The organism is Streptomyces sp. NPDC051987, assembly GCF_040680735.1.
Taxonomy (GTDB): Bacteria; Actinomycetota; Actinomycetes; order Streptomycetales; family Streptomycetaceae; genus Streptomyces.
Genome location: NZ_JBFAXI010000164.1, coordinates 1 through 9,367, shown reverse-complemented (window position 1 = coordinate 9,367; position 9,367 = coordinate 1). Strand labels below are relative to the sequence as shown.

9 protein-coding genes are annotated in these 9,367 nt (G+C 74.0%); 4 read left to right on the top strand and 5 right to left on the bottom strand.

Translation table 11 applies throughout. The annotated features are described in order from the left end of the window. Positions 1-153: 153 nt before the first annotated feature. Positions 154-1,074, bottom strand: coding sequence for a LysR substrate-binding domain-containing protein (locus AB0M11_RS40400; protein WP_365713800.1), 921 nt, complete (start codon positions 1,072-1,074; stop codon positions 154-156). A gap of 158 nt (positions 1,075-1,232) precedes the next feature. On the opposite strand from AB0M11_RS40400, the gene AB0M11_RS40395 reads away from it, so the two are divergent. The 3 genes from AB0M11_RS40395 to AB0M11_RS40385 all read left to right on the top strand — a co-directional run bounded on the left by AB0M11_RS40395 (position 1,233) and on the right by AB0M11_RS40385 (position 4,199). Then, positions 1,233-2,123, top strand: coding sequence for an SDR family oxidoreductase (locus AB0M11_RS40395; protein ID WP_365713797.1), 891 nt, complete (start codon positions 1,233-1,235; stop codon positions 2,121-2,123). A 91-nt stretch (positions 2,124-2,214) separates the two neighbouring features. Further along, complete coding sequence (locus tag AB0M11_RS40390) at positions 2,215-3,696, top strand: AlkA N-terminal domain-containing protein (protein WP_365713794.1); 1,482 nt, start codon at positions 2,215-2,217, stop codon at positions 3,694-3,696. 20 nt (positions 3,697-3,716) lie between these two features. Beyond that, positions 3,717-4,199, top strand: coding sequence for a methylated-DNA--[protein]-cysteine S-methyltransferase (locus AB0M11_RS40385; RefSeq protein ID WP_365713791.1), 483 nt, complete (start codon positions 3,717-3,719; stop codon positions 4,197-4,199). 19 nt (positions 4,200-4,218) lie between these two features. Here the strand turns inward: AB0M11_RS40385 and AB0M11_RS40380 are convergent, their stop codons facing one another. The 3 genes from AB0M11_RS40380 to AB0M11_RS40370 form a co-directional block, all read right to left on the bottom strand. After that, a complete protein-coding gene (locus AB0M11_RS40380; protein ID WP_365713788.1) occupies positions 4,219-4,947 on the bottom strand; it encodes a Sir2 family NAD-dependent protein deacetylase in 729 nt (242 codons plus the stop codon). 83 nt (positions 4,948-5,030) lie between these two features. Then, a complete protein-coding gene (locus AB0M11_RS40375) occupies positions 5,031-5,525 on the bottom strand; it encodes an NUDIX hydrolase (protein ID WP_365713786.1) in 495 nt (164 codons plus the stop codon). After that, entirely contained in the window at positions 5,522-6,616 is a 1,095-nt protein-coding gene (locus AB0M11_RS40370; RefSeq protein ID WP_365713784.1) for an ADP-ribosylglycohydrolase family protein, read from the bottom strand. The genes AB0M11_RS40375 and AB0M11_RS40370 overlap by 4 nt, the downstream gene beginning before the upstream one ends. A 158-nt stretch (positions 6,617-6,774) precedes the next feature. Between AB0M11_RS40370 and AB0M11_RS40365 the strand changes: the two genes are divergently transcribed. Next, positions 6,775-7,893 (top strand): glycerate kinase, encoded by a 1,119-nt coding sequence (locus AB0M11_RS40365; protein WP_365713802.1) that lies wholly within the window; start codon positions 6,775-6,777, stop codon positions 7,891-7,893. A 7-nt stretch (positions 7,894-7,900) separates the two neighbouring features. On the opposite strand, the gene AB0M11_RS40360 is transcribed toward AB0M11_RS40365, so the two are convergent. Further along, positions 7,901-8,620: a hypothetical protein gene (locus tag AB0M11_RS40360; RefSeq protein WP_365713782.1), complete on the bottom strand. Its 720-nt coding sequence runs from the start codon at positions 8,618-8,620 to the stop codon at positions 7,901-7,903. Positions 8,621-9,367: the final 747 nt, after the last annotated feature.

Genomic DNA, 9,367 nt, shown 5'->3' with positions numbered 1-9,367 from the left:
GGCGGCCCCCCCCGCGCCCCGGGGGGGGGGGGGGGGGCGGCCCCCCCCCGCGCCCGGGGGCCCGGGGGGGGGGGCCCCCCCCAACCCCGCCCCCCCCCACGCCCGTCCGTGTCGTCCGCCGCCTGCCGCGCCGGTCCACGGTGGCGGCCCCGCTCAGCGGCCCGCCCCGGCCCTCGCGTCCGCTCGTGCGGTGCTGCCCGCGCCGGACGGGACCAGGTGCGTCTGCGCCGCGCGGCGGAACGCCGGGAACAGCGGATGCCGGTCCCCGGCCCGGGTGGCGACCACCACCTGGAGGGGATCCGCGTCCTCGATCGGGACGGCGGCGATGTCCGGCCGCAGGTTGCCGCGGAACCCGGCCGGCGCCAGGGACACCGCCTCACCGCTGGCGACCAGTTCCAGCTTGTCCTCCAGCGTGTCCACCAGGGCGCCCAGACGGGTGTGACCGGGAGGGTTCGCGCCGATCCGGTCGGCGCCGGTGAAACGGGGGAGCGGTTCGTCGGCGAAGTCGGCGAGGGCGACCGAGTCCCTGTCCGCCAGCCGGTGGCCGAGCGGCACCAGCAGGACACGCGGCTCGTCGTAGAGCACCGTGACGTCCAGGCCGTCGGCGACGAACAGGAAACGGGTCACCACCACGTCGACCCGGTGGTCGAGGAGCGCGGAGCGCGGTTCGCTCCAGTCCACGTGCAGGGTGCGGACGTCGGCCTCCGGGTGGCGGTGGCGCAGCTCGCGGACGGCCGGGGTGACGATCTGGTGGGTGGTGTACCCGACGGTGAACGGGCCGCGCGCGGCGGCCGAACGGGCGCTGGCGGCCGCCCGTGCCGCGCTCCGCAGCAGCTCCCTGGCCTGCGGCAGAAAGGTCTCCCCGGCCTCGGTGAGCCGGGTGCCGCGCGCGCCGCGATCGAGCAGCCGCACCCCCAACTCCCGCTCCAGACGCCGGATCTGACGGCTCAGCGACGGCTGCGCGAGATGCAGGGCGTCCGCCGCCCGGCCGAAGTGCAGCTCCTCGGCGACCACGGTGAAGTAGCGCACCAGGCGCAGCTCCAGGTCCACCGGCGGTACGAAGGAATCGGGCACCCCTCGACTCTACTCCCGTGGGCCGCCACACCCGCGGCCGTGAGCTGCGGTCATGACCGCAAGGGCATCACCGGGTACGGAACAGGTCTTGGACCGGGGCGCTGGGCCGGGCGCACGCTGAAGGCATCCCAGCAGCACTTACCGTGAGGTGATCTGTCATGCGTGTGTTCGTCACCGGCGCCACCGGGTTCGTCGGCAGCGCGGTGGTCCGCGAACTGCTCGGCGCCGGCCACCAGGTGCTCGGCCTCGCCCGCTCGGACGCGGCCGAGGCGGCCCTGAAGGAGGAGGGAGCCGAGGCGTACCGCGGCGACCTGACCGACGTCGACGGCCTGCGGGCCGCGGCGGAGGCGACGGACGGGGTGGTCCACACGGGCTTCCACCACGACTTCTCCGACATGCCCGGCGCCCTGCGCATCGAACTCGCGGTCCTCGCCGCCTTCGGTGACGCGCTCGCCGGCTCCGGCCGCCCCCTGGTCGTCACCTCGGTGACCGGCCTGCTCACCCCGGGCCGGGTCGGCACCGAGACCGACGGCCCCGACCCGGCGGCGCCCGGCGCGCACCGGGCCGAGCCGGAGCGGGCCGCCCTGGCCCTGGCCGACCGCGGGGTACGGGTCTCGGCGATCCGGCTCCCGCAGGTGCACGGGGCCGGCGACCACGCCTTCGTCCCGTTCCTGATCGACATCGCCCGCGACAAGGGCGTCGCCGCCTATGTGGGTGACGGCTCCCACCGCTGGTCGTCCGTGCACCGCCTCGACGCCGCCACCCTCTACCGCAAGGCCCTGGAGCAGGCCCCGGCCGGGTCGGTGCTGCACGCGGTCGCCGAGGAGGGCGTCCCGGTGCGCGACATCACCGAGGTCATCGGCCGCCGCCTCGGCCTGCCGGTCGTGTCCCTCGCCCGGGAGGAGGCGGCCGCCCACTTCGGCTGGCTGGCGGGCTTCGTCGGCAACGACAACCCGACGTCCGGCGCCGCGACCCGCGCGCGGTACGACTGGCGGCCCGCACAGCCCGGACTCCTGGCCGACCTCGACCAGGACCACTACTACGCCTGAGGGCGCGGGACCGTAGGGCTCCGGAGGTCAGGGCACCCTCGTGTCGGATTTCCGCCAGCATCGGCCACCTCCGGTGGCCGATGCTGGACCCATGCAGAAAGGGATGCACCTCGACCGCGAGCACTGCGTACGGGCCGTGCAGTCGAAGGACGCGCGGTTCGACGGCTGGTTCTTCACGGCCGTCCTGACCACCCGCATCTACTGCCGGCCCAGCTGCCCGGTGGTACCGCCCAAGGCCGAGAACATGACGTTCTACCCGAGCGCGGCCGCCTGCCAGCAGGCCGGGTTCCGGGCCTGCAAGCGCTGCCGCCCCGACACCAGCCCCGGCTCCCCGGAGTGGAACCAGCGCGCCGACCTGGTCGCCCGCGCCATGCGGCTGATCGCCGACGGGGTCGTGGACCGCGAGGGCGTACCCGGCCTCGCCGCCCGCCTCGGCTACAGCCCCCGGCAGGTCGAGCGCCAGCTGCTCGCCGAGCTCGGCGCCGGGCCGCTGGCCCTCGCCCGCGCCCAACGCGCCCAGACCGCGCGCCTGTTGATCGAGACGACCCCGCTGCCGATGGCGGAGATCGCCTTCGCGGCCGGGTTCTCCTCGATCCGAGCCTTCAACGACACCGTCCGCGAGGTCTTCGCCCTGTCCCCGAGCGACCTGCGCGTCAGGGCCCCGCACAAGAGCACCTCGCACACCCCGGGGGCGCTGTCCCTCCGGCTGCCGTTCCGCGCGCCCCTCAACCCCGACAACCTCTTCGGCCACCTCGCGGCCACCGCCGTACCCGGCGTCGAGGAGTGGCGGGACGGCGCCTACCGGCGGACCCTGCGGCTGCCGTACGGCCACGGCATCGCCGCGCTCACCCCGAAGCCCGACCACATCGCCTGCCGGCTCACCCTGAGCGACCTGCGGGACCTGCCCGTCGCCATCAGCCGGTGCCGGCGGCTGCTCGACCTCGACGCCGACCCGGTCGCCGTCGACGACCAGCTGCGCACCGACCCGTTCCTCGCGCCGCTCGTCGACAAGGCACCGGGACGCCGGGTGCCGCGCACGGTCGACGAGCCGGAGTTCGCCGTCCGGGCCGTGCTCGGCCAGCAGGTCTCCACGGCCGCCGCCCGCACCCACGCGGCCCGCCTGGTGACCGCCCACGGCACCCCGGTGGACGACCCCGAGGGCGGCCTCACCCACCTCTTCCCGTCCCCCGAGGCGCTCGCGGCCCTGGACCCGGACTCCCTGGCGATGCCCCGCACCCGCCGCACCACCTTCACCACGCTGGTCGCCCAACTCGCCGACGGCACCCTCCATCTGGGCGCCGAGAGCGACTGGGCCGAGGCCCGCGCCCGGCTCCTGGCCCTCCCCGGCTTCGGCCCGTGGACCGTCGACGTCATCGCCATGCGCGCCCTCGGCGACCCGGACGCATTCCTCCCCACCGACCTCGGGATCCGGCGCGCCGCACGGGAACTGGGCCTGCCCGGCACCCCGGCCGCCCTCACCGCACGCGCGGCCGCCTGGCGCCCCTGGCGGGCCTACGCCGTCCAGTACCTGTGGGCGACCGACAGCCACCCCATCAACTTCCTGCCCGTATAAGGACGTTCAAGGACCCTGCCATGAAGAACCACACCGTGACCGACAGCCCCTACGGCCCGCTCACCCTGGTCGCCGAGGACGGCACCCTCTGCGGCCTCTACATGCCCGGCCAGCGCCACCGCCCGCCCGAGGAGACCTTCGGCGACCGCGACGACGAGCCCTTCGCCGAGGCGAAGGAACAGCTGACCGCCTACTTCGACGGCAAGCTGACCGAGTTCACCCTCGAACTGCGCCTGAACGGCACCCCGTTCCAGCGCAGCGTCTGGGAGCAGCTGTCCCTGATCCCGTACGGAGAGACCCGCTCGTACGGCGAACTGGCCGTGGCCCTGGGCAATCCGCAGGCCTCCCGGGCGGTCGGCCTCGCCAACGGCCGCAACCCCATCGGCATCATCGTCCCCTGTCACCGCGTGATCGGCGCCAACGGCAGTCTCACCGGCTACGGCGGCGGCCTGCCCCGCAAGCAGCGCCTGCTGGACTTCGAACGCGGCGCGGGGCTGTTCTGACCGGCCGCGCCGAGCGTCGCTAACCGTCCTGAAGCGCGGCGAGCACCTTCGGCAGGGCGGTGCCGATAGGCTCGCGCACGATCTCGTCGGCCCGCTCGTCGTACGGCGTCGGCTCGGCGTTGACGATGACGAGCCGGGCGCCGTGGTCGGCGGCGATGCCGGCGAGGGCGGCGGCCGGCTGGACCTGGAGGCTGCTGCCGACGGCGATGAACACCGTGCAGGCCTTGCTGATGGCGAGGGCCTCGCCGAGCACGTCCTGGTCGAGCCGCTCCCCGAACATGACGGTCGCCGACTTCAGGACGCCCCCGCACTCCAGGCACGGCGGATCCTCCTCACCGGCCTCGACCCGGGCGAGCGCGTCCGCCATCGAACCCCGCGCCCCGCATTTCGTGCACACGACACTCCGCGCGCTGCCGTGCAGTTCGAGCACCTTGCGGGCGGGCATCCCGGCGAGCTGGTGCAGCCCGTCCACGTTCTGCGTGATCACCCGGACGGGGGTACCCGACCGCTCCAGCTCGGCGACGGCACGGTGCGCCGCGTTCGGCTCGGCCTTCAGCGTCCGGTTCTTCCGCCGCAGCTGCCACGACCGGCGCCGGATCTCAGGGTCACCCATGTAGTACTCGTAGGTCACGAGCTTCTCGGCCTCGGGATCCTTCCGCCACAGCCCGTTCGGGCCGCGGTAGTCGGGGATCCCGGAGTCCGTCGAGATACCGGCGCCGCTGAGGATGGCGACGAGGGGCTTGGTCATGTGTTCGAGGGTAGGGCGGGGCGGTGGCGGGCGGCGAGCGGATATCGGTCCGCCCGCTCGGCCGGCGGATCGGTGCGGGCGGGTCAGCCCACCCGGTTGCCGTTCTCCAGTTCGGCGGTGCCCGAGCCCTCGGCGAGTACGTCCAGCGCGGCCAGGACGCGTCGTCCCAGTTCACCCGGGAGGTGGGCGGTGAGCTCCGCGCGGGGCACCAGCCGCCAGGACAGCAGCTCCTCCTCCTGGAGTCTGATCGCCCCCAGGTCCGCGTCGGTGAGGACACCGCCGTCGTACACGTACGCCACGATGGGCGGCCGGCCGGTGCCGTGCACCCAGTCCACGGCCAGCAGCCGGCCCATCTGGCGGTCCAGGCCGATCTCCTCCAGGGTCTCCCGGCGGGCGCCCTGGCGCGGGGTCTCCCCGTCGTCGGACTCGACGGTTCCGCCCGGCAGCGCCCAGCCCTCGCGGTAGTTGGGCTCGACGAGCAGCACCCGTCCCTCGGCGTCCCGGAAGAGCGCGGCGGCCCCGGCGAGGATCCGGGGGAGGCTCGCGATGTACGCGGCGTACGTGTCGGTGGTGGTCACCTGGGCAGGGTAGCCAGTCCGGCGGCCGCGTCGGTCCGGGCCAGCCGCGCCGTCCGCACCGCCAGGTCGCCGATGCGGGCGCCGTCGAAGCCGAGGACGGCGCTGCGGACCGTGTCCTCCAGCGGCGCCTTCCACTGCTCCGGGACGCCCGCCGCGCCGGTCAGCACCCCGGCCACCGAACCCGCCGTCGCGCCGTTGGAGTCGGTGTCCAGGCCGCCGCGCACGGTGAGGGCGATCGTCCGGGTGAAGTCGCCGTCGCCGTGGAGCAGCCCGGCGGTGAGGACGGCCGCGTTCGGGACGGTATGGATCCAGCCGAGGCCCGCGGTCTCGGCCGCGAGGGTGCTGAGGGTGTCCTCCCAGCTCAGCCGTGCCTCGTACAGGGAGACGACCCGGCGCACGGTCCGGGCCAGGCGGCAGCTCGCCGGTACGACGGTGAGCGCGGTGCCGACGGCCTGCCGCACCGTCGGCGCGGTGAACGCCGCCGAGATCAGCGCGGCGGCCCACATGGCGCCGTACACCCCGTTCCCGGTGTGCGACAGCACCGCGTCGCGACGGGCCAGGGCGGCGGCCCGGCGCGGGTCGCCGGGGCAGGTCCAGCCGAAGACGTCGGCGCGGATCAGGGCGCCGATCCACTCCTGGTACGGGTTGTCGTAGGTCGCGGTGAGCGGCGGTCTCAGCCCGTTGACGAGGTTGCGGTAGGCGGCCCGCTCCGCGGTGAAGGTCTGCAGGTACGGCAGATGCTGCAGCCACAGGTCGCCGACCTGCTCGGTGCTGAACCCGAAACCGTGGGTCTCCAGCAGGTGCAGGCCGAGGATCGCGTAGTCGACGTCGTCGTCGCGGCAGCTGCCGTGGATCCGGCCGCGCACGCACCGCCGCCACTCCGGGCGCAGCGCGAGCGCGTCGCTCTCGTCGGCGGGCTCGGGGAGGTAGTCGGTGAGCGGGAGGGCGCCGGCCCGCCGCAGGTAACCGTCGATGCGCTCACGGGTCCACAGGTCGCCCCGCTCGACCGGTTTGCCGAGCATGTTGCCCGCGATCCGGCCGAGCCAGCCGCCGAGCACACGGTCGGCGAACGCGGGCCCCAGACTGCTCATGGTGGTGGTCTACCCGTTTTCCCAGGTGGTTCCCAGCCTCTGCCCAGCTTCGGGCGGGGCATGACGGGGAGGGTGTCCTCCGGTTAAGGTCGCAGCGGCGCGACCGGCCTTGACGTGTGCGGGGCCCGTAGAGCAAGGGGACACAGGTGACACAGCGCGTGCTCATCGCCGCGGACAAGTTCAAGGGCTCGCTGACGGCCGTGCAGGTCGCCGAGCGGGTCACGGCGGGGCTCCGGCGGGTCGTGCCCGGCCTCGACGTCGAGGCGCTGCCCGTCGCGGACGGCGGGGACGGCACGGTGGCCGCGGCGGTCGCGGCCGGGTTCGAACGGCACGAGCGGGCGGTCGCCGGTCCGCTGGGCCAGGAGGTCACCGCCGCGTTCGCGCTGCGCGGCGACACCGCGGTGGTGGAGATGGCCGAGGCGAGCGGGCTGCAGCGGCTGCCCCGCGGGGTCTTCGCGCCGCTGACGGCCTCCACCTACGGCTCCGGGGAGTTGTTGCGGGCCGCGCTCGACGCGGGTGCGCGCACCGTCGTCTTCGGCGTCGGCGGCAGCGCCACGACCGACGGCGGCGCCGGGATGCTGTCGGCGCTCGGGGCGCGGTTCCTGGACGAGGACGGCGAACCGGTGCCGCCGGGCGGCGGCGGCCTCGCCGCGCTGGCCCGCGCGGACCTGTCCGGCCTGGACCCGCGCCTGGCCGCCGTCGACCTGATCCTCGCCAGTGACGTCGACAACCCGCTCACCGGCCCGAAGGGCGCGCCCGCGGTGTACGGCCCGCAGAAGGGGGCCTCGCCGGACGACGTGGCCGCCCTGGACGAGGCGCTGAGCCACCTCGCGAAGGTCCTGGAGGCCGAGGCCGGCCCGCGCGCCGTCGAGTGCGCGGTGGCGCCGGGTGCGGGGGCCGCCGGGGGCATCGGGTACGGCGCGCTGCTGCTCGGCGCCCGGTTCCGGCCCGGTATCGAGGTGATGCTCGACGTACTGGGGTTCGCGCCGGCGCTGGAGCGGGCCACGCTGGTGATCACCGGTGAGGGGTCCCTGGACGAGCAGACCCTGCACGGCAAGGCCCCGGCCGGGGTGGCGGCCGCGGCCCGCGCCGCCGGCAAGGAGGTGGTCGCGGTGTGCGGCCGCCTCGCCCTGCCGCCGGAGGCGATCGGGCGGGCCGGGATCCGCCGCGTCTACCCGCTCACCGGGCTCGAACCGGACCTGGTGACGTGCATCGCCGACGCCGGGCCGCTCCTGGAGCGGGTCGCCGAGCAGATCGCGCGGGACTTCCTCTGCTGAGGGCGGTCTAGTGCGGCGTCAGAACCCCTGTCGGGTCACGGTAGTAGCTGCCGCTCGTGAGGCCCCACACCTTGTGCTTGTTGTGGAGCCACTGGAACGCGATGTCGTGCACGGTCTCGGCGGGGCGCTCCCAGACCACGGAGTGTCCCGCCCCGGCCAGCTCGAACATCAGCTTCTCGGGCCCGCCGACGGCCTGGTAAAGGGCCGGCACGGAGAAGCGCAGCGGCGGGGGAACGGGCACATTCGGCGGGGTGTTGGCCGTCTTGTCCAGCTCTCCGTAGACGATGACGACCGGAACCCGGTCACCGAGGACGTAGTTGCCCAGCGCGTCCTGGTAGGGCACCGTTTCCTTGGTCCAGCCCCAGAAGTAGGAGTTGCGGAACCGGTGGATGCCCTCGTGCACACCAGGTGACAGTTCCTTGCCCCAGGTGCTGCCGAGGGGGTCGTTCGCCATCATGGCGGCCCACGCCCTGTCCTCCATGCCGGGCTCGCGTTGCGGCGGGGTGCCCTGTTCGCTGTTCCACGCGGTCACGAAGCCCTTCTTGTCGCTGACGAACAGGGGGAAGCCGTACAGGGTGGGCGGGTCGGAGACCGGCAGCCGGGTGTCCGGCGGAGGGGCGAAGGGGTCGGCGGGGTCGTTCGACCACCGTCCGGCGGGCGGGAAGACCGGGGCGAGCAGGAACAGGCTCTTGACGATCTCGGGGTGCTGGAGGGTGTACGGCCCCATGGCAGCGACCTGATGAAGTCGACCACGGTGGCCAGCTCCGCGCACTCGCTCGCGGTGTTGCCCAGCTGGTGGGGGTACAGCGGCGGCCCGGTGTACGGGGTGGGCAGCGGATTGGGCGACAGGACACCTCGCTGCGCCGGGTTGGCGTTGCGGGGGTCGTCCATCTTCGGGCGCGGGGACCGGCCGTTTCCCTGCAGGTCCATCAGGAAGACGTCGAAGTGGTGCCTGGCCAGGTCCTGCGCCCAGTTGTAGTCGACGGCGGAGCCGGGGACCGTCAGGTCGTAGCCGGCGAGGACCGGCACGCTCCTGCCGTGGAGCATCAGCACCACCTCGTGCGGCTGGTTGCCCTCGGTGCCGTCGTACTCCCGGACGAAGAGGTTCACGGTGTCGCCCTCGTTCGCCGGCAGCGTCGAGACGTGCGGGACCGCGTAGTCCTGGGGAGTGAGTGCGGTCATGGGTGTCCTCCGATTCGTAAGACGGGGGCAATCCCCATCCCCGAATAGGAACAAATCCCCTTAAATTTCAGCTCAATTCCGCCGTCCTCCCGTGCTCTGCCCTCTGCAACTCGGCGTCCGCGAAGGGTTGTTGACGCGTCAAAGGCCAACCCCCTACGCCCTTGAACGCGAAACGGGCGTGGCCCGGACCTCGAAGGTCCGGGGCCCGCCCCGGGGGGGTGGGGGGGGGGTGAAGGGCGCAGGGGCCCCCCCGCCACGGCGCGGGGTGAGGGGGTATTTTTTAACACGCGGG

Excerpts from the sequence above, each read along its gene's own strand:
- AB0M11_RS40395 (WP_365713797.1), top strand. The coding sequence starts at position 1,233 with ATGCGTGTGTTCGTCACCGGCGCCACCGGGTTCGTCGGCAGCGCGGTG.
- AB0M11_RS40390 (WP_365713794.1), top strand. The coding sequence starts at position 2,215 with ATGCAGAAAGGGATGCACCTCGACCGCGAGCACTGCGTACGGGCCGTG.
- AB0M11_RS40385 (WP_365713791.1), top strand. The coding sequence starts at position 3,717 with ATGAAGAACCACACCGTGACCGACAGCCCCTACGGCCCGCTCACCCTG.
- AB0M11_RS40380 (WP_365713788.1), bottom strand. The coding sequence starts at position 4,947 with ATGACCAAGCCCCTCGTCGCCATCCTCAGCGGCGCCGGTATCTCGACG.
- AB0M11_RS40370 (WP_365713784.1), bottom strand. The coding sequence starts at position 6,616 with ATGAGCAGTCTGGGGCCCGCGTTCGCCGACCGTGTGCTCGGCGGCTGG.
- AB0M11_RS40360 (WP_365713782.1), bottom strand. The coding sequence starts at position 8,620 with ATGGGGCCGTACACCCTCCAGCACCCCGAGATCGTCAAGAGCCTGTTC.